At 61.3% G+C, this 20,100-nt stretch carries 18 protein-coding genes and 1 pseudogene; 9 read left to right on the forward strand and 10 right to left on the reverse strand.

The window, feature by feature from the left end:
* The first annotated feature begins 131 nt into the window (after positions 1 to 131).
* On the forward strand, positions 132 to 365 hold the full coding sequence (locus YA0848_RS36070) for a DUF6434 domain-containing protein (RefSeq protein ID WP_034113884.1): 234 nt from the start codon (positions 132 to 134) through the stop codon (positions 363 to 365).
* The gene (locus tag YA0848_RS19265) at positions 362 to 1,099 is read left to right on the forward strand and encodes a CPBP family intramembrane glutamic endopeptidase (protein WP_034113883.1); all 738 of its coding nucleotides are present in this window, start codon (positions 362 to 364) and stop codon (positions 1,097 to 1,099) included. Before YA0848_RS36070 ends, YA0848_RS19265 begins: the two co-directional genes overlap by 4 nt.
* Before the next feature lie 29 nt (positions 1,100 to 1,128).
* Here YA0848_RS19265 and YA0848_RS19270 read toward each other — a convergent pair whose 3' ends face one another.
* Both YA0848_RS19270 and YA0848_RS19275 read right to left on the reverse strand, forming a co-directional pair.
* Positions 1,129 to 2,838 carry an amidase gene (locus YA0848_RS19270; RefSeq protein ID WP_034113882.1) on the reverse strand — a complete coding sequence of 570 codons (1,710 nt, stop codon included), beginning with the start codon at positions 2,836 to 2,838 and terminating at the stop codon, positions 1,129 to 1,131.
* Positions 2,839 to 2,892: 54 nt separating this feature from the next.
* A complete protein-coding gene (locus YA0848_RS19275; protein ID WP_034113881.1) occupies positions 2,893 to 3,681 on the reverse strand; it encodes a helix-turn-helix domain-containing protein in 789 nt (262 codons plus the stop codon).
* A gap of 83 nt (positions 3,682 to 3,764) precedes the next feature.
* Here YA0848_RS19275 and YA0848_RS19280 point away from each other — a divergent pair, with 83 nt between their 5' ends.
* Positions 3,765 to 4,079, forward strand: a complete 315-nt coding sequence (locus tag YA0848_RS19280; RefSeq protein WP_034099820.1) for a DUF2834 domain-containing protein — start codon at positions 3,765 to 3,767, stop codon at positions 4,077 to 4,079.
* Between the two features lie 59 nt (positions 4,080 to 4,138).
* On the opposite strand, the gene YA0848_RS19285 is transcribed toward YA0848_RS19280, so the two are convergent.
* Together YA0848_RS19285 and YA0848_RS19290 are read right to left on the reverse strand one after the other, a co-directional pair.
* Positions 4,139 to 5,299 carry a GGDEF domain-containing protein gene (locus YA0848_RS19285; RefSeq protein ID WP_034098163.1) on the reverse strand — a complete coding sequence of 387 codons (1,161 nt, stop codon included), beginning with the start codon at positions 5,297 to 5,299 and terminating at the stop codon, positions 4,139 to 4,141.
* A gap of 106 nt (positions 5,300 to 5,405) precedes the next feature.
* Complete coding sequence (locus YA0848_RS19290) at positions 5,406 to 6,617, reverse strand: MFS transporter (protein WP_034098162.1); 1,212 nt, start codon at positions 6,615 to 6,617, stop codon at positions 5,406 to 5,408.
* A gap of 101 nt (positions 6,618 to 6,718) precedes the next feature.
* On the opposite strand from YA0848_RS19290, the gene YA0848_RS19295 reads away from it, so the two are divergent.
* Positions 6,719 to 7,540: an AraC family transcriptional regulator gene (locus YA0848_RS19295; RefSeq protein WP_169902649.1), complete on the forward strand. Its 822-nt coding sequence runs from the start codon at positions 6,719 to 6,721 to the stop codon at positions 7,538 to 7,540.
* A gap of 9 nt (positions 7,541 to 7,549) precedes the next feature.
* Here YA0848_RS19295 and YA0848_RS19300 read toward each other — a convergent pair whose 3' ends face one another.
* From YA0848_RS19300 to proP, 3 genes are all read right to left on the reverse strand, one after another.
* Entirely contained in the window at positions 7,550 to 10,102 is a 2,553-nt protein-coding gene (locus YA0848_RS19300) for a bifunctional diguanylate cyclase/phosphodiesterase (protein WP_169902648.1), read from the reverse strand.
* A gap of 90 nt (positions 10,103 to 10,192) precedes the next feature.
* The gene (locus tag YA0848_RS19305; RefSeq protein ID WP_034098156.1) at positions 10,193 to 10,699 is read right to left on the reverse strand and encodes a GAF domain-containing protein; all 507 of its coding nucleotides are present in this window, start codon (positions 10,697 to 10,699) and stop codon (positions 10,193 to 10,195) included.
* Between the two features lie 51 nt (positions 10,700 to 10,750).
* Positions 10,751 to 12,253, reverse strand: coding sequence for a glycine betaine/L-proline transporter ProP (proP, locus tag YA0848_RS19310; protein ID WP_034098154.1), 1,503 nt, complete (start codon positions 12,251 to 12,253; stop codon positions 10,751 to 10,753).
* A gap of 812 nt (positions 12,254 to 13,065) precedes the next feature.
* Here proP and YA0848_RS19315 point away from each other — a divergent pair.
* Positions 13,066 to 14,463, forward strand: coding sequence for an MFS transporter (locus YA0848_RS19315; protein WP_184316670.1), 1,398 nt, complete (start codon positions 13,066 to 13,068; stop codon positions 14,461 to 14,463).
* Between the two features lie 42 nt (positions 14,464 to 14,505).
* On the opposite strand, the gene YA0848_RS19320 is transcribed toward YA0848_RS19315, so the two are convergent.
* Positions 14,506 to 15,798 carry a PQQ-dependent sugar dehydrogenase gene (locus YA0848_RS19320; protein WP_034138282.1) on the reverse strand — a complete coding sequence of 431 codons (1,293 nt, stop codon included), beginning with the start codon at positions 15,796 to 15,798 and terminating at the stop codon, positions 14,506 to 14,508.
* Entirely contained in the window at positions 15,795 to 16,211 is a 417-nt protein-coding gene (locus YA0848_RS19325; protein WP_169902647.1) for a DUF2231 domain-containing protein, read from the reverse strand. Before YA0848_RS19325 ends, YA0848_RS19320 begins: the two co-directional genes overlap by 4 nt.
* Positions 16,212 to 16,407: 196 nt before the next feature.
* On the opposite strand from YA0848_RS19325, the gene uvsE reads away from it, so the two are divergent.
* From uvsE to YA0848_RS19340, 3 genes are read left to right on the forward strand one after another with little or no spacing between them, the layout of a single operon-like run.
* Positions 16,408 to 17,436, forward strand: a complete 1,029-nt coding sequence (gene uvsE, locus YA0848_RS19330) for a UV DNA damage repair endonuclease UvsE (RefSeq protein WP_169902646.1) — start codon at positions 16,408 to 16,410, stop codon at positions 17,434 to 17,436.
* A gap of 20 nt (positions 17,437 to 17,456) precedes the next feature.
* Positions 17,457 to 17,936, forward strand: coding sequence for an AAA family ATPase (locus YA0848_RS19335; protein ID WP_169902645.1), 480 nt, complete (start codon positions 17,457 to 17,459; stop codon positions 17,934 to 17,936).
* Positions 17,933 to 18,724 carry a nucleotidyltransferase domain-containing protein gene (locus YA0848_RS19340; protein ID WP_332873531.1) on the forward strand — a complete coding sequence of 264 codons (792 nt, stop codon included), beginning with the start codon at positions 17,933 to 17,935 and terminating at the stop codon, positions 18,722 to 18,724. The genes YA0848_RS19335 and YA0848_RS19340 overlap by 4 nt, the downstream gene beginning before the upstream one ends.
* Positions 18,725 to 18,997: 273 nt before the next feature.
* On the opposite strand, the pseudogene YA0848_RS36680 reads toward YA0848_RS19340, so the two are convergent.
* A pseudogene (locus YA0848_RS36680) lies at positions 18,998 to 19,207 on the reverse strand (methyl-accepting chemotaxis protein); the annotation flags it as partial.
* 178 nt (positions 19,208 to 19,385) lie between these two features.
* Here YA0848_RS36680 and YA0848_RS19350 point away from each other — a divergent pair.
* The gene (locus YA0848_RS19350; protein ID WP_158231122.1) at positions 19,386 to 19,538 is read left to right on the forward strand and encodes a hypothetical protein; all 153 of its coding nucleotides are present in this window, start codon (positions 19,386 to 19,388) and stop codon (positions 19,536 to 19,538) included.
* Positions 19,539 to 20,100 lie beyond the last annotated feature (562 nt).

Raw genomic sequence — 20,100 nt, forward strand, 5'->3', positions numbered from 1 at the left:
GATGTATGAGGGGATTTATTTATGTGACGTCCTAACAGTGGGTGTCGAAAGGTTTTCAGGGCTTGGTGCTTTCCTGTGCGGACCGCGCACCGTTATGCTAGCGCCTTAATATCACTCAGCCGAGATTCAAAATGGACATTGACTGGCATCGTGACGTTCTCACCCGCGCCACCCCCATCACCGCGCAATACAAAAGCACCCAGAACGTTCGGCGTTTTATGCGTGATCAGTGTGGGGCGACGTTTAAGTTCGACCGGGCCTTTATGGCGTGGCTTCGTAGCGGCGAACCCAGCACTTTGGGCGACGTAGCCGATCAGTGGTGTCGTTTGCACGGTGTGAACAGGTCGGCGCTTGAGAACCGATGATCGCCCAGGCAATCGTGGTTCTGCTGGACTTTGGAGCGTACCTGGCGCCAGGCCTTTTGTTATTCGGCTTGTGGTTCGCGCTCACCCCCAGAACGCTGGTGGCTATGCGCATTCTGATTCTGCTGGCGGCATTTGTGCTGATGCGCGATGCAATGACGCCGCTGCGCATGTGGGCCCTTGGCAGCGAGATGCAGATCGCGTTCAGCGCGAACCCGGTCGTGCTCGCGACGTTAGGCGGGCTGTCGTTGCTGCTGATCGCAGGCCTTGCGCGCGTGGCCCCGCAGTTGTGGGCACTGGTGGTGTGGTACCGAGGAACCCGCTTAACGGGGTTGCTGATGGGGCTGGCGGTGGGATGTCTGATCGGCGTGCCATTGCGTGCCTACCAAGGGATCGACGCCCAACAGATCCCAGGCTATTGGCTGTGGTTGCCGGGCATGATCGTGTTGGCTTACGGCGCCAACGCGTTGGAGGAAGTGCTGTTTCGCGGTTTTTTACAGGGCCACCTGGAGCAGCAGGTCGCGCCGATTCGTGCGGCCTTGATCAGCGGCGTGGCCTTCGCCGCGTGCCATAGTTTCCTGGCCCTTAGCGTGACCCAACTGGGATGGCCTGTGCTGCTGTTTACCCTTGTGGAAGGGTTGGCCTGTGCCCTGGTGCGCATGCGTTATGGGGTAGTGCCTGCAACCGCCTGCCATGGCACGGCAATCCTGCTGATTGCCGTGCCCTACGTGGCCTGACGTGAAATGCGTTCGAGGCATCGAACCCGTTAGTGTGTGTTCAGTGGTGGGGTGCGCGGCGGGATCAGGCGTTTGCTGCCGGTTGCTTCATAGGCCGAGGCGAGGCGCAGTAACGCCGAGTCATCGTACGCCCGCCCGGCAAATGTCAGCCCCACCGGCATGCCGATATCCGCCATCACGCCCATCGGCACGGTGACGGTGGGCACGCCCAGGTGGCGGATGGCGAGGTTGCCGTTAGCCACCCAGATGCCGTTGCTCCAGGCGATGTCGGCGCTGGTTTCGTTGACATCCGCGTCCGCCGGGCCAACGTCGGCCACGGTGGGGAACAGCACCGCGTCGAGGCCGAGGTTGTCCATCCAGTCTTCCAAGTCGATGCGCCGGGTTTGTTCCAGGCCGCGCAGGCCGTCGGGCACGCTGGCGATTTCATTCCATGGCGTGATGCCGCGCTGGGCCATGCGTACGTACTCGTCCATGCCGGCGGCGAGGTCGTCTTCGCGGTTGGGCAAGGTGCCGGGGTCATGGGGGAAGATCTGCGGGCCATCAACGTCCGCCAGGCGGTTGAGTGCCGGGTCGTTATTGGCCCGCAGGAAATCGTCAAAGGCCCAGGCGGAAAGCTCCCACAGTTCATCGTGCAGGAACTGCTTGGACACCAGGCCACGGGTAAACACTGTGGGTGCGCCCGGGCGGTCGCCTTCGCAGTTGGAGACCAGCGGGAAATCCACCTCGATCACTTCCGCGCCGGCTGCTTCCAAGGCTTGGCGCGCGGCCTGCCATAGATCGATCACGCTGGCACGGGTGTGGATCTTCTGCCCGGTCGGGCCACCGATGCCGGGTTTTTCGCTGGTGCCGGCGTCCGGGTCGGCATTGATGTACATGCGCGGCACGCCAAAGCGCTTGCCGGCCAGGTCCGACGGGCTGGCGGCCAATTGTGCGTAGGACGCTGGGCGCACCGAGGCGACGCTGGGGATCGGCACCCAGGGTTGCAGGCGCCACAGGTCGCCACGGGTATCGGGGTCTTCGGCGACCACCACATCAAGCACTTCCAGGAGGTCAGCCATGGTGCGCGCAAACGGCACCACCACGTCCATGGTTGGGGTCAACGGCCAGTTGCCGCGCACCGAAATCACTCCACGGGAAGGCGTGTATGCGCACAGGCCATTGTTGGAGGCCGGGCCGCGGCCGCTCGACCAGGTTTCTTCAGCCAGGCCGAACGCGGCGAAACTGGCTGCTGTCGCGGTGCCGGCGCCATTGGACGAACCGGAGGCGAACGGCGCGGTGAGGTAGTCAGCGTTGTAGGGGCTTTCAGCGCGGCCGTACACACCGCGCTGCATGCCGCCATTGGCCATCGGCGGCATATTGGTCTTGCCCAGGCAGATCGCCCCCCCGGCGCGCAGGCGTTCGATGGTGAACGCGTCGCGATAGGCCACTAACTTGGCGAACGCCGGGCTGCCGGAGGCCGCTGTCAGGCCTTTGACCAGGTAACTGTCCTTGGCCGTGTAAGGAATGCCATCCAGCGGTCCGAGTGTTTCGCCCTTGGCCCGGCGCGCATCGGACGCCTGGGCCTCTTCCAGAGCCTGGGGATTGCGTACCACCACAGCGTTAAGTGCGGTAGCCGTTTGCGGGCCGTCATAGGCATCGATCCGCGCCAGGTAAGCCTTGACCAGTTCAACGGCAGTGGTCTGGCCGGATTCAAGCGCCGCGCGCAGTTGGGCAATGGAAACTTCGGTAACTTGCATCACGTTTTTTCGCCGCCTTCAGATGGGAGGTATGGCGGCAGTCTACGGACAGATATTTCACAAAACCAGCGCGGAATAGTGCGCATAGGCGCCGCGCATTACTTCCCAAGTGTGCGCATCGGCGGGGATCAGGTGTTCGATGCGTAAGGAGGTGAGGGTAATGTCCTGGGGCATGCCGAAGGTGGTGAAGGTCGATAGAAAGTTCAACCCGCCCCGACGCGAACGGATGCGCGTCAACACCAGCGGCGGCATAGACGCTGGCAATTCGGTGACGTCCGGCGCCGGCAAACCGTCCAGCAGCGCGGCCAACCCCGGGTTACCCAGTGCTTCACGACTGGCGCGTTGCCAAGCCACGTTGCGGATCTCTTCGGCATTAATCAAGTGGTCGCCCAGGCCGCCCGGTTGTAGCAGGGTGGCCAGCAGGTTCAGGCCGTCAGTGGCTGGGGGCGCGATCCCGACCAGTTCAAACAACACCCCGGTGCTTGCATTGGCGGCCAGTACCTCCCAATGACTGCCTAACAGGATCGCCGGCGCGGGGTTGTTGGCGTGCAGCACATGGCTGACGGCTTCGCGAATCGCCGCCATGCCGGGCGCGGCAAGCGGGGTGGCGTTGTAGCGAGGTGCGTAGCCGGCGGCCAGGAACACGCGGTTGCACTGCTCCAGCGGTACGTCCAGCGCGGTCAGCAGGTTATGCAAAGTGCCGGGGCTGGCTTTGGCGCGACCGGTTTCGACGCAACTGAGATGGCGCTGGGACACTCCGGTGATCAGCGCCAGTTCCAACTGGCTTAGCTTGGCGCGGCGGCGTAATTGGCGCAGCTGTGCGCCGGCAGTCAAAGGGGTGTCCATGGACAATTCATGACCTCCTTGGTCATTGCGAGGAGCGTCACCTTATCACTAGGGTAATGCTCGATCACATCAAGGAGCAGACCATGCACAAACCTTTCACTGCCATCGCCGCGTTGCTGGGGTTTTCCCTGTATACCCTTGTGATTCTGCTCACTGCCGAGCAATCGCTATGGGCTTTTGGCCGGGAACTGCTGTCGCGCCCGGACACGGCGCAGGTGGTTATTGACCTGTACTTGATGGCGGTGCTGGCGTGCGTGTGGATGTATCGCGATACGCGTCGGCGTGGGCGGCCGATGATGTCGGTGCTGCCGTACTGGCTGCTGACGGCGGTATTCGTATCGGTGGGGCCGTTGTTGTATCTCGTGGTGAAGGGTTTTACTCCGCCGGCGCGCAGATAGCTCCGGTCTGGCAGATGCTGCTTGCGGTAGCGAACAGGCTCAGCACAACAGTCGGCGCTTCAAGCGCCAGCCCCCGTCCCACTCACCAACTGAATCCGGTCACGCCCACCTCGCTTGGATTCATACAGCGTGGCATCCCCCTGTTCGATCAACGCCGCCAGGCTGGCCGGTGGTTGCTCGAAGAGCAGGGCACCGATGCTCAGCGTGACCGGTTGCGGCGTGGCGAAGTGTTGGCCGGCCAGTTGCTGGAATTGCCCGCGCAGGCGGTTGCCCAGGTCGACGACCCGCTCGGCGCTGGTGGCGTTGAGCAGGATGACGAATTCATCGCCGCCCAGGCGCGCGGCGAGGGCGCCGTCGGGGGTGACGCTGCGGATCATTTCGCTCAATGCTATCAACAGCCGGTCACCGGCGGTGTGGCCGTGCAAGTCGTTGACGCCTTTGAAATGATCGATGTCGATCAGCAGCAACGCCCCCGGTTGCGCCGCCGAGGCCTGGGCCAGCAGGCGTGGTGCGCGCAGGTCGAGGGCGCGGCGGTTGTAGAGGGCGGTGAGTGGGTCGCGGGCGGCGAGGCGGGCGATGTGCTGTTCGCGGCGGTAGCGTTCCGAGCCGGTCATGGACAACGCGATCAGCATGATCGCCATGGCGCCTTCCACCAGCGACACCTGGATGATTTCGCCCTTGAACGCCGCCAGGTCGATCAACGTGCCGGGGATCACCACCGACACGGCCTTGGCCACGTAGAAGGCGCCATGAATCAGCAGCACATAGCGCAGTTGCACCGCACCGACACTCAGGGATTTGCCATGGGGACGCAGCAGGAAACTGGCGCGCAAGGTCGGCAAGGCCACCAACAGCGACTGCACCGCCAACATGGCTTTGGACCACGGCAGGTCGGCCGGGAGCATCAGCATGCCAAGCCACACCACCAGCATCAGTGCCCAAAGCGGTGAAAGGCGCACCTGGGTGAACCGCGCCACCCCGAGCAAAAACAGAAAATGTGCGCTCACCAGCAAACCGTTGGCGAACCAGATGCCGATCACCAGGTAGCCGTTTATGCGCAGCAGCGCCAGGGTTGAGCCGACGGTGATGGTGGCGAAACCGGCGCTCCAATACAGCAAGGACGGTTCGCGCACACTGCGCCATTCAATCAACAGGTAAAGCGCAGCCGCGGCCGCCAGGGCGACGGTCAGGGCCAGAATCGTGGGAGGGTCGAGCGTCATATCGTGCAGAACTGCCTGGTGTGCGTTTAAACGCGAATTGTAAGCGCACACACAGGTTTTTCAGAACACAAACCGTAATGGCATACCGCCATCCGATGGCCGGCGGTCAGACCCCTTTGGTCGACGGCAGCAACACCGTGAGTATCCCCACCAGCGGCAGGAACGAGCACAGCTTGTAGACGTATTCGATACCGTGGTTATCCGCCAGCAGGCCGAGCAAGGCTGCGCCGATCCCACTGAAGCCGAACATCAGGCCAAAGAAGATACCGGCGATCATGCCCACATTGCCCGGCACCAGTTCCTGGGCGAACACCACGATGGCCGAGAACGCCGAGGCCAGGATAAAGCCGATCACCACGCTGAGCACGGCGGTCCAGAACAGGTCGACGTAGGGCAGGGCCAAGGTGAACGGCGCGGCGCCGAGGATCGAGAACCAGATGACCTTCTTACGCCCGATGCGGTCGCCGATCGGCCCGCCGAAGAACGTGCCCGCCGCCACCGCGCCGAGGAACAGGAACAGGTACAACTGGGAGTTGGCCACCGACAGCTGGAATTTTTCGATCAGGTAGAAGGTGAAGTAGCTGGTCAGGCTGGACATGTAGAAGTACTTGGAAAACACCAGTACCGCCAACACCACCAAAGCGAAGGTCACGCGGCCTTTGGACAGACCATGGGTGGCCTGGCTGCCTTGCTTGAGCTTGAACAGGTTGAGGTGGTTGCGGTACCAGCGGCTCAAGCCATACAGCACACCGATGGCGAATACGGCAAACAGGCCGAACCAGGCGATATGGTCCTGGCCGTACGGGATGATGATCGCCGCCGCCAGCAGTGGGCCGAATGCGCTGCCGGTGTTGCCGCCGACCTGGAAGGTCGATTGCGCCAGGCCGTAGCGCCCGCCCGAGGCCAGGCGCGCAACGCGTGAGGTTTCCGGGTGAAAGGTCGACGAGCCCACGCCCACCAGGCCCGCGGCCAACAAGATCGCCGGAAAGCTGCCGACAAAGGCCAGCAGCAGGATGCCGACCAAGGTGCATACCATGCCGGCCGGCAGCAGCCACGGCTTGGGGTGCCGGTCGGTGTGATAGCCGATCCACGGCTGCAATAGCGACGCGGTGAGTTGGAAGGTGAGGGTGATCATGCCCACCTGGGTAAAGCTCAGCCCATAGTTGGCCTTGAGCATCGGGTAGATCGACGGCAGCACGGCCTGGATCAGGTCATTGATCAAGTGCGCCAGGGCGCACGCGCCAATAACGCGCAACACCAGTGGGCTGGCTTGGGGTGGGCTTGAGGCGGCGGCAGGTGAGGCGGTCAGGGTCGACATGCAGGCATTCCATACAAGGCAGCAAACAGTGAAAGCGGGCAGCGGTGCTATGAACCGCTGCTCCATATCTAGACGCGGTGTTTATGCTAGATTCGGCGCAAATGCCTGTCTCGCGAAATTGGGGCGGCAATCATCGCAAAAAGGGCGAAATGATCAAATCACTGGATACATTCTTGCGGGAGATCGATGAAGGCGACTGGGCCGTCATCAGTTCGGCCACCGACTACCCGGAAAACTGGGTGATCCCCGACCACAGTCATGAGAAGCACCAACTGCTGTACGCCACCGAGGGCGTGATGGTCGTGCGTTCGGCGCACAACCAGTGGACGGTACCGCCCCATCGCGGTTTCTGGATGCCCAGCGGCCACGTTCACTCCCTGCGCTGTGTGGGCGCGCTGAAAATGCGCAGCGTATTCGTGCGCCCCGGCAGCTTCCCGAATTTGCCGAGCGAGACCAAAGCGGTGAGCATCTCACCACTGCTGAGCGAGCTGATCAAGGCATCGGTCAGCCTTAAACCGCCGTACGCCGAGGATTCGCGGGATGCGCGCATCATGCACCTGATTCTGGATGAACTGGCCCTGTTACCGGCCTTGCCGCTGTCGCTGCCGCAGCCGGCCGATTCGCGTATCCAGCAGATCTGCGCGGCCTGGCAACACGATCCGGGCGATGCATCCACCGTGGCCGACTGGAGCGCGCGCCTGGCGCTGGACCAGAAAACCATCCAGCGTCTGTTCCGCAAGGACACCGGCATGACCTTCGGCCAATGGCGCCAACAGGCGCGCCTGTTGTTGGCGTTGGAGCGCATCGCGCTGGGCGAGAAGATTATCGACGTGGCCCTGACGCTGGGCTACGAAAGCCCCAGCGCCTTCACCAGCATGTTCAAAAAGCAATTCGGCAAGACGCCGAGTCAGTTTTTCACCTAGCTCGGCGGGTCAGCCCAGCAAACCATGGAACGCAGTGATATCCAGCGGGCGGCTCAGGTAGTAGCCCTGGCCTTCGTCGCAGGCCACCGATTTAAGCATCGCCAAGTGCTCGGCGGTCTCGATGCCTTCGGCGGTCACCGTCAACGACAGCGCGCGACCCAGGCCGACGATGGCCTGAATAATGGCTTTATCGTCCTCGCTTTCTTCCAGACGATTGAGGAAGCTGCGGTCGATCTTCAGCCCGTCGAACGGGAACGCGCGCAGGTAGCTGAGGGACGAATAGCCGGTGCCGAAATCATCCATGGCGATGCGCACGCCGAGCTGCTTGAGGGCGTGCATCACCTCCAGCGCAACGGCGGCATCTTCGAGCATCACGCTCTCGGTAATTTCGAGCTCGACCCGCGCCGGGTCGATCCCCGACGCCTGCAACGCCAGGCTCACGCGTTCCACCAGGTTGCCGCGCCGGAACTCGGTGGGCGACAGGTTGACCGACACAAACAACAGGTCGGGCCAGCGCGCAGCATAGGCGCAGGCGGTTTCCAAGACCCAGTCGCTCAGCGCCAGGATCAGCCCGGACTCTTCGGCAATCGGAATAAACGTGTCCGGCGCGATCAGGCCGCGCACCGGGTGCTGCCAGCGCACCAGGGCTTCGGCCCCGACCATTTGCCCGTCGGCGATGCGATAGCGCGGCTGGAAGTGCAAACGCAGTTCTGCATGCTTGATCGCGAACCGCAGATCGCTTTCCAGGCGGCGCCGCTCGATGATCCGCGTGTTCATTTCGCCGGAATAAAAGCGCCAAGTACTGCGCCCGGCGGACTTGGCTTCGTACAGCGCGATATCTGCATAGCGCAGCAGTTCGGTAACGTCTTTGGCGTCGTTGGGCGCCAGCGCGATGCCGATGCTGGCGCTGATAAACACTTCCTGCTCATCGATACGCACGGCTTGTTCGATGGAGGCAATCAGGCGCCGGCACAGGTTCTCGACTTCGTCCTGGTTGCCGGCATCGCTGAGGATCAGCACGAATTCGTCACCGCCGACCCTGGCCACCAAGTCGCCGTGGCGCACGCAATCGGCCAGGCGCCGGGATACTTCGTTGAGCACCCGGTCGCCGGCGGCATGCCCCAGCAGGTCGTTGACCGGTTTGAAGCGGTCCAGGTCGAGGCTGAGCATTACCAGCGGGTGGTCAGGCGACGGCAGGGTCTTGAGCTTGCCATTGAGGAAGGCTTGCAGCCGCGTGCGGTTGGCCAGCCCGGTGAGGGCGTCGTGTTGGGACAGGAACTCGATGCGCCGCCGGGCCTCGACCTCTTCGGTGACGTCGGTGGCGGTGCCACGGAAGCCGCCGCAAGGCATTTGTCGCGCGGCCAGGCGCGTCATGCGTTCCTGGCCCTGAGCGTCTAGGTAACGACACTGCACGCTGAGGTCTGGATGCCGGTCCGGGCTGCCCAGCCATTGCGAGAGCACGCCGGCCTCGGAGCCAAGCAGGTCGAGCATGGGCGCGCCGATCCAGGCGTGACGGTCCAGGCCGGTGACGCTCTGAAAACGTTCCGACAGGTAGGTGAACCGCCAGTGGCCATCGATCTCCCAGACCCAATCGGAACTGGCCTCCACCACATCGCGAAATCGCGCTTCGCTGGTGGCCAAGGCATTCTGGCTGTCTTGCAGCGAGGCGTGGCTGGCGTCCAGCGCCTGCGCCGCCGCCGTGGCCCGGCGGGAAATCACCCAGGCCATCAGACACACCAGCAGCGCCGCCAGGCCCAGCAGCGGCAGACCGACCGCCATCAGCCGCAGGCCGGGGCGCTCCGGCTCCCAATGCAGGCTGCCGGCGTCGCCGTTGTTACCCAGGGGCACCAGCAACACATTGCCGATGTCGTCAGGCGTGGCGATGTGCAGATTGTGAATGCCGAACTCATTGCCGATCAGGGCCAGTTTGTCGGCGGTGAGCAGGTCTACAAACACCAGCACAGAATGCTTTCGGCCGTCTTTTTCCACGGTGGGGTCGGTGCCGGGGGTAATCGCCGCAGCGGCTATCAGTGTTGGGGTGCCACGCACATTTATAAACCGCGTCACCGGGATTTCTTCATCGGCGCCGGCGCGGGCCTGTTCCAGAATCTGGGCCATAGGCTGCTCCAGCCATTGGCTCAGTTCGAGGTGTTGCATCTGGCCCTCGACCACCGCATACACCGTGCGGTCTGCATCGTCGACCACAAACAGCCCCTGGAAGCCGAAGTCCTGATACAGCGTCGGCCCGACGTTTTCACGCACGAAGGCCCAATCGGTGTCTACCGTGACGTGCAGGTGCTTGTAGGCATCGCTCCAGAACGCATAGTCCTTGACGGTCAGGCGCAGGGACTTCTCCATCGATTGCACGGCTTTGCGCGTATAAAAAGCGCTTTCCGACTGTTCGGTGTGGTCCAGATCGTGGGCGATGTACACCAGCGAGTAAGCCGCCGCCGCGAATACACAGGCCAGCAAGGCCATGAAATTGAGCAGTGACGTGCGGGTCAGCGACAGGCTGGTGCGGGTGGACAGGGTACGGACGATAGGGGCTAGAGTATTCGGCATTATTTCCCGCAGAGCGTCGCTGCAAGTCATGGATATGACAGGCTATCGGCGCCCTCGGCGAAATATTTAGCCGCTCAGGCGCAGCTTCGACTAGCGCTCATGGGCCGTCAGGTTGGCGAAGAAGATGCAGCCGATCAGGCGGGCAAACAGGCTAAGGGTTTCGGCCAGGTTGGGGTCGTCGAACAGCATCGCCTTGGAGTCCAGCGCACACAGCGCACCGAACAGGCGGCCATCGGGTAGGAAGATGGGCGTGCCGGCGTAACTCTCGATGGCGTACTGCTTGACCACCGGGCGCGCGGCGAAGCGGCCGTTCTGGCTGACCTGGGGAATGAACAGGGTCTGCGGGTTGATGCAAAACTCGCTGCACAGGGTGGTTTCCAGATCGAGCACGTCGTCCGGGTGGATGCCCATGTCGAAAGGGTCATGCACCGAGCACACGACCCATTCCAGGTCGGTGAATTTGGCGATGCCGGCAAAGCGCATGCCGGTCAGGCGGGTGACGAGTTGCAGGATGCTGGTAGTGGCTTCGATTTCGGCGATGGCGGCGCGTTCTTCTGGGCTGAGCAATGACAGTGGTGCGGTGACGCTGGAAAGCATGCTGAACACTCCAAAGGCGCGGTGGCTGGGGCCCCCGCGCGCGGACAGGTCTTAGTTGATACGAGGATGCTGTTGCACCAGGTTTTCGCGCTTGGCTTCTAGTTCGGCGATCTCGGCGTCGATATCTTCGATCTTCTGCTCGATATTGTCATGGTGTTCTTGCAGCAGCTCCTTGGCTTCTTCCATGTCCGAGGCCGCCGGTGCCGCGCCGCGCAGGGGGCGGTTAGCGGTCTCTTTCATGGTCACCCCGGTGATCAGACCGACCACTGCAAACGCCATCAAGTAGTAGGCGGGCATGTACAGGTCATTGGTGGTTTCCACCAGCCAGGCGACGGCGGTCGGGGTCAAGCCGGCGATCAGCACCGAGACGTTAAAGGCGCTGGCTAGAGCGCTATAGCGCAGGTGCGTAGGGAACATCGCCGGCAATGTCGACGCCATCACGCCGATAAAGAAGTTCAGCACAACGGCCAGGATCAGCAGGCCGGCGAAGATCAGCCCGATCTTGCCGCTGGTGATCAGCATAAAGGCTGGAATGGCCAGCAACAGCAAACCTACGCTGCCGGCAATGATGAACGGCTTGCGGCCGATTTTGTCACTGACAAAACCGATGAACGGTTGCACGAACAGCATGCCGACCATGATTGCGATGATGATCAATACACCGCTGTTTTCTTTGTAGTGCAGGTTGTGGGACAGGTAGCTCGGCATGTAGGTGAGCAGCATGTAGTACGTCACGTTGGTGGCCGCCACAATGCCGATGCAGGTCAACAGGCTGCGCCAATGCTTGGTGGCGACTTCCTTGAACGACACTTTCGGGCCGTGGGACAGACCTTCGCGGTCGCCTTGTTCGAGGGTGTCCATGTGTTGCTGGAACGCCGGGGTTTCTTCCAGCGCGTGGCGCAGGTAAAGACCGATGATGCCCAGGGGCAGGGCGAGGAAGAACGGCAGGCGCCAGCCCCAGGATTCAAACTGTTCTTCGCCGAGGATGCTGGAAATCAGCACCACCACACCCGCGCCGAGCACGAAACCGGCGATGGAACCGAAGTCCAGCCAACTGCCGAGAAAGCCGCGCTTGCGATCCGGGGCATACTCGGCAACGAAGATCGACGCGCCGGTGTATTCACCGCCTACCGAGAAACCTTGGGCCATTTTGCACAGCAGCAACAGGATCGGCGCCCAGATACCAATGGTGGCGTAGCCGGGGATCAGACCGATGGCGAAGGTACTCAGCGACATGATCACGATGGTCGCCGCCAGCACCTTCTGTCGTCCGTATTTGTCCCCCAGGGCGCCGAAGAACAGGCCACCCAAAGGACGGATCAGGAACGGCACCGAGAAGGTAGCCAGTGCGGCAATCATTTGCACACTGGGCGAAGCGTCCGGGAAAAACACCTTGCCCAGCACATAGGCGACAAACCCGTAGACGCCAAAGTCGAACCATTCCATGGCGTTACCCAGTGCAGCGGCGGTGATCGCCTTGCGCATCTTGGTGTCATCGACAATGGTGATGTCATTCAATCCGATGGGATTGACGCTTTTCTTACGTGATTTCATGCGGATCACTCTAAAACAGAACAGGGGAGGTGCTATCACTGCGACAGCACCGCTCTGTCAATTCAGATACAAGTGCATGCGAAATAATTCACCGCTATTTGGGTTTTTTTATGGATGAGGTCGGCGGCCTTACCCCTCAGCAGCAGGCACCGAATGCCCCGCTGCGAGTCAGGCCGTAACAGTGTGCAGGGATTATTCGCGATCTTCGGCGACCCTGTTGAACCCCGCGGCGCTATGCAGCAGGGGTCATATACACGCCACACTCATTTGTGGTGAGCAGGCTTGCCCTGCGCTGGGCTGCGAAGCGGCCCTAAATCCAGGCGCCTTGTAAGCTGGAAGGAGAACGCGGTGTGCTGTCGAGGGTCTGCTGCGCAGCCCAGCGCGGGGCAAGCCCAGCGCGGGGCAAGCCCGCTCACCACATAAAAGCGTGGTCGATGTGAGCTGATCGCCTGGCGGGCAGCTCAGCGAAGTCGGTCAAAAGGGTGGGGGGGGCTTGCCCCCGATCAAGGCTGCCCAATAACGCTGTGTTGAGCAGGCTTGCCCTGCGCTGGGCTGCGCAGCAGACCCTCGACAGCACACCGCGTTTCTCCCGCTGGCGATGCCCAAGGCGTCCGCAACCCTGAGAATCGCCTAAACAGGTTGAAACGGTGATTATCAGCCTCGTCATCATATGACTTTGCCTGCGCGAGACCGACTCCTCTACCCGCAAAACCACGTTGACAGCATCCACACGGCCCGATATAAAAGTCGCAGTTGTACGACGACATATGACGTTACATATGTCCTATCTAACAAAAATAAAAAGTGATGCCATGAATCTAAGCGAGCCCATCAACGCCCATCGTGTCGGCCAGGCCGTCGGCAACTATCGTTGGACCATCTGCGCGATGTTGTTTTTCGCCACCACCGTCAACTACCTCGATCGCCAGGTGCTGAGCCTTCTGGCCCCGCAGTTGTCGACGCAGTTCGGCTGGAGCAATACCGATTACGCCAACATCGCCGCCGTGTTCCAGTTCGTGTACGCGATTTCGATGCTCTTCGCCGGGCGCTTCGTCGATAAGATCGGCACAAAGGCCGCTTACGTGATTGCCATCGGCATCTGGTCCACCGGCGCGATCATGCATGCGTTTTCCGTGCCGATGGGCGAGGGCATCGCCGCTATCAGCGGTGCTATCGGCCTGGCAGTGATCCCGGTGTCGATCGCCGGTTTTATGCTGTCCCGCGCGGTACTGGCCATTGGCGAGGCGGGTAATTTCCCGATTGCGATCAAAGCCACTGCCGAATACTTCCCCAAGAAAGAACGCTCCCTAGCCACTGGTATCTTCAACTCCGGTGCCAACGTCGGTGCGATCCTGGCGCCGATCTGCGTGCCGCTGATCGCCGGTTTGTGGGGCTGGGAAGCGGCATTCATGGTGATCGGTATGCTCGGTTTCGTGTGGGTGGCGGTCTGGGTCGGGCTGTACAAAAAGCCTGAGGATCAGAAGCGCCTTTCGGCCGAGGAGTTGGCTTACATCCGTAGCGACCAGACCGTGCAGCCGTTCGCCACTGCACCGGCCACTGGCAAAAAAGTCTCGTGGTTCAGGTTGCTCACCTACCGCCAGACCTGGGCCTTTGCCTTCGGCAAGTTCATGACCGACGGCGTGTGGTGGTTCTTCCTGTTCTGGCTGCCCACCTACCTGGCGGCGCAATACGGCATGAAAGGCGCCGATATCGTGATGCCCCTGGCCGTGCTGTACAGCATGACCATGGTCGGCAGCATCGGCGGCGGCTGGTTCCCCAGCTACTTTATGGCCCGTGGCGACGCGCCTTATGACGGCCGCATGAAGGCCATGCTGGTGATCGCGCTGTTCCCGCTGGTGGTGTTGCTGGCGCAGCCTTTGGGCTATATCAGCTTCTGGGTGCCGGTGCTGTTGATCGGCGTGGGCGCCTCGGCGCACCAGGCATGGTCGTGCAATATCTTCACCACGGTTTCCGACATGTTCCCGCAAAAGACCGTGGCCTCCGTGGTCGGTATCGGCGGCATGGCCGGTGGGCTGGGTGGGGTGGTGATGACCAAGATCGGCGGCTGGGTGTTCGACTATTACAAGTCCATCAATGACATCCGCACCGGCTACATGATCATGTTCGCGATCTGCGCCCTGGCTTACCTCACTGCGTGGAGCGTGATGAAAGCGCTGGTGCCGCGCCACAAGGAGATCACTGACCTGTAAGTGAACCTGCCGGAGCGATCGGACCGCTCCGGCAGTGCGCGATCAACGGTTGCGCGTTACCCGCCACACAGTGTTGGCCAAGTCATCGGCGATGATCAATGCGCCTTTCGGATCCACCGTCACCCCCACCGGACGCCCTCGGGTTTTGCCATCTTCACCGCGAAAACCGGTGGCGAAGTCCACGGGCTCGCCCGCCGGTTTACCGTCCTTGAATGGCACGAAGATCACCTTGTAGCCCACCGGTTGATCGCGGTTCCAACTGCCGTGCTCGCCGACGAACACACCGTCGGCAAAGCGTTCGCCCATGGCCGGGATGGAAAAGTCCACGCCCAGGGCGGCCACATGGGAACCCAGGCTGTAGTCGGGTTTGATCGCCGCCGCGACCTTAGCCGGGTTCTGCGGTTGCGCCCGTGGGTCGACGTTCTGGCCCCAGTAGCTGTAGGGCCAGCCGTAGAACGCGCCTTCACGCACGGAGGTGAGGTAATCCGGCACCAGGTCGGGGCCGAGTTCGTCGCGTTCGTTGACGACTGTCCACAATTGCCCGGAATCCGGTTGGATCGTCAGCGCGGTGGGGTTGCGCAAACCGGTGGCGTAGGGTTTATGCGCGCCGGTCTGGGCATCGATCTGCCAGACCATGGCACGGTCGATCTCCACTTCCATGCCCCGCTCGGTGATGTTGCTGTTGGAACCGATTCCCACATACAACTGACGACCGTCGGCACTCACCGCCAGGGATTTGGTCCAGTGGTGGTTGATCTGCGCCGGCAGGTCGGTGACTTTGACCGGCGCGCCGCTGGCCTTGGTCTGGCCATCGCTGTAGTCGAACCGCACCAGCGCATCCTGGTTGGCCACGTACAGTTTGCCGTCGGCGAAGGCCAGGCCGTAGGGCGCGTTGAGGTTGTCGGCGAACACGGTCTTGAGTTCATAAGTGCCATCGCCGTCGGCGTCGCGCAGCAGCGTCAGGCGGTTGCCGCTCTTGACCTGGGTGTTGCCCTGGGCCTTGATCACGCTGGCGATCACGTCCTTGGGCTTGAGCTTGGCCGCGCTGCCGCCACGGCCTTCTGCGACAAGGATATCGCCGTTGGGCAGTACCAGGGTCTGGCGTGGGATGGCAAGGTCAGTAGCGATCGCCGTGATGCTGAAACCCTCCGGCACGGTGGGTTTCTGCTCGCCCCATGGGGTTGGCTCGGCGATTTTCATGCTCGGCAGCAGGCTGCTCTGTTGTTCCGGCAGTTTGGGGTCGGGGCCGCGGGCCTGGGTTTTGTCGCCTTCGGCGCCGCAAGCGCTCAGCAGCAGGGCGGCGCTGAGCACGGTCAATGGGAAGCAGGTTTTCATCGGGCACCTCCGGTGCGCAGGCCGGTCCAGGTGGCGAGGATCGCCAGCACCGTCACAATGGCCGACAGCACCAGGCCGGCGGGCATCATGGCGTAAGCGTCCTTGGCGTGCTGGAACGCATCGATCAACCCCAGCACCCAAGTGACCAACAGCAGCAACACATAAACGACGGGCCGCCCGGCTTTGTGGGGCGCGCGCAGCAGGTTGACCAGTGCGAACAGCAACGCCAAGCCACAGAAGACCAGCGCACCGGCAATCAGCCAGGACGCGAAGTTGGCCCACTGAATCTGAAAGGTCTGGGCGTAGGCAATGTCACTGAGCAACGCGCCCAAAAATAGCGGCACGCCGCCGGCCAGCAAGGTCGCGTGCAACGGACCTGGCCGACTATCGGGGTAGGTGGGGAGGGTAGTCATGGGGTAAGCGGCTCCTTACTTGTTCGGCGCCCTGGGCTCAGGGATGGGATGACTTCGCATAGGAAAGGAGCACGTCATTTGTAGGAAAGTTCATAGATGTTATGCCGAGGATGCGTGTCGAAATATTATGAACCGCGTTGCGTGTTCCTCGGCCCAAGCCCTTATGATCTCGCCCTCACTCAGTCCAGGCCCTTCCATGACCCACCCTCGCATCGGCTTTGCCTGCCAATACAAGCACCCCGACCGCCAGCTCTCGACCGGCGCCCTGAAACTTATCGAAGGCCCATTCAACCCGCGCACCACTACGTTGCGCTGGATGGACAGCGTCGACCCCAGCGTCGCCCGGGACAAATTGGTGGAGGTGGTCACCCACAACCTGGCGGCGCAATTGCAGCTGTTGGCGTACGTCGCCACGCTGCCGCCGACCCTGCGCATGTTGCGCCTGAGCAGCGATCTGCTGCCGTTTTACAGCCACCCCAAAGTGGCGGCCGTCTACCACGACCCGGCCATCCAACAGCAACTGATCGAAGGCTTCGCCGCCATCGGCGAGTTGGCGCGGGCCTCGGACATTCGCCTGTCGTTTCATCCCGGCCAGTACTGCGTGCTCGGCTCGGAAAACCCCAATGTGGTGGAAAACAGCGTGGCCGAGTTCGAGTACCACGCCGATATGATCCGCATGATGGGCTATGGCCGGCGCTTCCAAGATCTCAAATGCAACGTGCATATCGCCGGCCGCCTGGGCGTGGAAGGCACCCGCGCGGTGTGGGCGCGGCTGTCGGAGGTGGCGCGTCACTGCATTACCTTCGAAAACGATGAAAAGACCTACGGCCTGGACCACTGCCTGCAAGTTGCCGATCTGGCCCCGGTGGTACTCGATATCCACCATTGCTGGATTCATGAGGAGGCCTACATTGACCCCGACTCCCCACGGGTCGCCCGAGTGATCGACAGCTGGCGCGGCGTGCGCCCGACCATGCATTACTCCCAGCCTCAGGAGCGTCTGCAAGACCTGGGGTTCGACGCCGAACGCAAGCTGGAGATGGATGCGCTGTTGCAGGTGGTGTCCAAGCGTGACCTGTACGCCCATAGCGAACAGATGTGGAACCGCTGGACCAACGACTACGCCCTGCAGTTTCTGGATCGCTTCGACATCATGCTGGAGGCCAAGGATAAGAACGTGGCATCGTTGGCGTTCTACGAGTATTGGCAATCCCAGGCCACGTGAAGAAAAAGGAGTTTCCTTCCATGCCCGCTCTGCACCTGTTGTGCGGCAAGATCGCCTCCGGCAAGTCCACACTGGCCAGGCGCCTGGTGGCTGAACACCGTGCGATCCTACTCAGCGAAGACACGTGGCTGGCGCAACTGTACCCCGGTGAAGTGTTGTCCATCGCTGACTACCTGCGCTGTGCGCAACGCATGCGTGGGGTGGTGGGGCCACTGGTAATCGACCTGCTCAAGTCCGACGTCAATGTGGTGCTGGATTTTCCGGCCAACACCCTGGCCAATCGCGAATGGCTGTTGAGCCTGGCCCACAGCGCCCAAGTGCCGCACTGCCTGCATTACCTGGAACTCGACGACGCCACCTGCCGCGCCCGCCTGCATGCGCGCAATGCCGGCGGCGAACACGACTTTGCCGCCACCGACGCCGAGTTTGACCTGATCACCCGGTATTTCTGTGTGCCGAGCGAGGGCGAGGGGCTGGTGATTGAGGTGCATCGGCCGTGAGCGTTGCAGTATCACAAGGCCTGGACGCCGAGGGCTTTATCCGCTCCGTTGCGCAGGCGCCCGTGCAGCCTGAGTATCAGCCGGTGCTGGCGGATGCCTGCTCACTGCTGTCCCAGCAAACGTTGGGGCTCGATGGCTTGTATGTTTACGGCAGCGTCGCACGGGGTGACGCGACGCCCGGCCATTCCGACCTGGACCTTACACTGGTGCTGCGCGAGCCGCAGACCCCGCAGGTAGCAGAGCAATTGGAACGCGTTCGCCGTGAACTTGAACGGCGTCACCCGCACGTCACCAAAGTCGACTTCGATATCGGCGAGCGCGCGCAGGTCATGGCGGTTGAAAACCGCAACCTTTGGGGGTTCTGGCTCAAGCATCAGTGTCGTTGTATTTGGGGCAATGACCTCTGCGTCCATTTCGAGCGGTTTCGCCCATGCCGAGAAATCGCGCTGGCGTTAAATGGTGACGTCTATTCGGTATTGAACACCTATATCTGCGCTATCGGGCAAACGGTTATCGAGGCGGATCGGCTGCGCTTGCAGCGTGAAGCGTCGCGCAAACTGATCAGGGCGACGCAGATATTGCGCTCGGAAGCGGCAACGATGTGGCCACAAACACTGGAAGAGCATGTGGCGATGTTCCTCCAGAGCCACCCGGCGATGGTCACCCAGGTAGCGTTCTTTCTGTTTGAAGCGCACAACCCTGGCGCCGCGGGCGATCAGTTCTGCGCGCGGCTGCAGGTATTTGTGGAGTGGTTGGTTTCACACCAGCGCGAAACCCTCCGGACTTAAACCGCCCCACCAATCCATTCAACTCATCCGACAGCTTCGACAGGCGCCCTGAGCCATCCTGGGCCGAGTTGGCCAGGCTTTCCACTAAGCGCGCTTCGTCGTAGATCTGCTGGATATGCCGGTTGATCTCTTCAGCCACGCTTTGTTGTTCCTCGGCGGCGGCGGAGATTTGCAGGTTCTGATCGCGGATTTCGTTGGCCGAGGTCTGGATGCCTTCGAAGCTGTCCCGCGCGTTTTGATGGACGACACGCTGGCCTTGGACAGGTCCATGCAGCTGTCCATCTTCTGGGTGACTTCTTGGGTTTTGGTTTCCAGGGTGCCGAGCAGGTGCTCAATCTCGCCCGTGGAGTCGGAGGTGCGCTTGGCCAGGGCGCGGACTTCGTCGGCCACCACGGCAAAGCCGCGGCCCTGGTCGCCGGCACGGGCCGCTTCGATGGCAGCGTTGAGGGCCAGCAGGTTGGTCTGTTCGGCAATCGCGCGGATGGTGCCGAGGGCATCGTTGGCGTTCTACGAGTATTGGCAATCCCAGGCCACTTGAAGATAACAGAGTCTCCTCGTATGAATGTAAATAAGGCCTGCGTCGGATCACTCAAGGCGCAACAGTCAGTACTATTTGTCTAGCAGAAAGTTGAATGGCGGCTACGAAAGCTGAAGGCTCCGTATGATTGATGAAAAAACGTTCAGCTATAAAACGCTCTGCCTTGAAGATGCAGCTAACAATCAGGCTCTACAATTTACAACTAAGGCCCGTATCGACATAGGCAGGGCTACGATAGTCGCCATTCAGGTGGTTTTGGTTGATGTTATTATCTGACGATTAAGGTTTGGTTTGGTCCCCAGTTTGATTGGTCACTGGCGAGTGCCGATCTAGCAGTTATAGTCAGTTCGCCGCTCGTGAAACCGGGGATGGCATTGATGTTTAGTATGGCCGAAAAGTGCCCGTTTTCATCGCAAAAAACATTGGCGAGTTGGTTGCCGCTATTGGCCTGAAAGATAGCGATGTTAGTTCTGGGAGTGCCCTTTCCTTGGACGTAAACGCAGTCTCTTTTATAGCCTGGCGGGTCGAATACGGGGGCTGAGAGTGTCATGGCAATTATCCTTTTAACATGAGTTTTTAAGTGGTGAGACGATTTTTTTTTCGTCGCTTGCAAAGTACTCAATCTATAAGGTTGAAACTACTGTCATAGTTGACAGGGTGTAAGCTTTTTTCGAAATAACTGATGGTTTTGTTGAATCTAAACGCAGGGTGAATGGATCTAAATAATGTTGACGGGGCAGTAAACGTCACCCAGTAAATACTTTCACTTACTTGGAGAGCGCTCAGCGTCGCACGTTCTTGCACGCAGGGTCGGAGCAGGGCAGAAGACTGCCTGCTC

The sequence above is a fragment of the Pseudomonas sp. S4_EA_1b genome, from assembly GCF_016307435.1.
Taxonomy (GTDB): domain Bacteria; phylum Pseudomonadota; class Gammaproteobacteria; order Pseudomonadales; family Pseudomonadaceae; genus Aquipseudomonas; species Aquipseudomonas rhodesiae.

Coding starts and splice junctions, on each gene's coding strand:
- YA0848_RS19335 (WP_169902645.1), top strand. CDS start 17,457: ATGCCCGCTCTGCACCTGTTGTGCGGCAAGATCGCCTCCGGCAAGTCC.
- YA0848_RS19265 (WP_034113883.1), top strand. CDS start 362: ATGATCGCCCAGGCAATCGTGGTTCTGCTGGACTTTGGAGCGTACCTG.
- YA0848_RS19315 (WP_184316670.1), top strand. CDS start 13,066: ATGAATCTAAGCGAGCCCATCAACGCCCATCGTGTCGGCCAGGCCGTC.
- uvsE (WP_169902646.1), top strand. CDS start 16,408: ATGACCCACCCTCGCATCGGCTTTGCCTGCCAATACAAGCACCCCGAC.
- YA0848_RS19280 (WP_034099820.1), top strand. CDS start 3,765: ATGCACAAACCTTTCACTGCCATCGCCGCGTTGCTGGGGTTTTCCCTG.
- YA0848_RS19350 (WP_158231122.1), top strand. CDS start 19,386: ATGATTGATGAAAAAACGTTCAGCTATAAAACGCTCTGCCTTGAAGAT.
- YA0848_RS19320 (WP_034138282.1), bottom strand. CDS start 15,798: ATGAAAACCTGCTTCCCATTGACCGTGCTCAGCGCCGCCCTGCTGCTG.
- YA0848_RS19290 (WP_034098162.1), bottom strand. CDS start 6,617: ATGTCGACCCTGACCGCCTCACCTGCCGCCGCCTCAAGCCCACCCCAA.
- proP (WP_034098154.1), bottom strand. CDS start 12,253: ATGAAATCACGTAAGAAAAGCGTCAATCCCATCGGATTGAATGACATC.
- YA0848_RS19300 (WP_169902648.1), bottom strand. CDS start 10,102: ATGCCGAATACTCTAGCCCCTATCGTCCGTACCCTGTCCACCCGCACC.
- YA0848_RS19295 (WP_169902649.1), top strand. CDS start 6,719: ATGCCTGTCTCGCGAAATTGGGGCGGCAATCATCGCAAAAAGGGCGAA.
- YA0848_RS19285 (WP_034098163.1), bottom strand. CDS start 5,299: ATGACGCTCGACCCTCCCACGATTCTGGCCCTGACCGTCGCCCTGGCG.
- YA0848_RS19325 (WP_169902647.1), bottom strand. CDS start 16,211: ATGACTACCCTCCCCACCTACCCCGATAGTCGGCCAGGTCCGTTGCAC.
- YA0848_RS19305 (WP_034098156.1), bottom strand. CDS start 10,699: ATGCTTTCCAGCGTCACCGCACCACTGTCATTGCTCAGCCCAGAAGAA.
- YA0848_RS36070 (WP_034113884.1), top strand. CDS start 132: ATGGACATTGACTGGCATCGTGACGTTCTCACCCGCGCCACCCCCATC.
- YA0848_RS19275 (WP_034113881.1), bottom strand. CDS start 3,681: ATGGACACCCCTTTGACTGCCGGCGCACAGCTGCGCCAATTACGCCGC.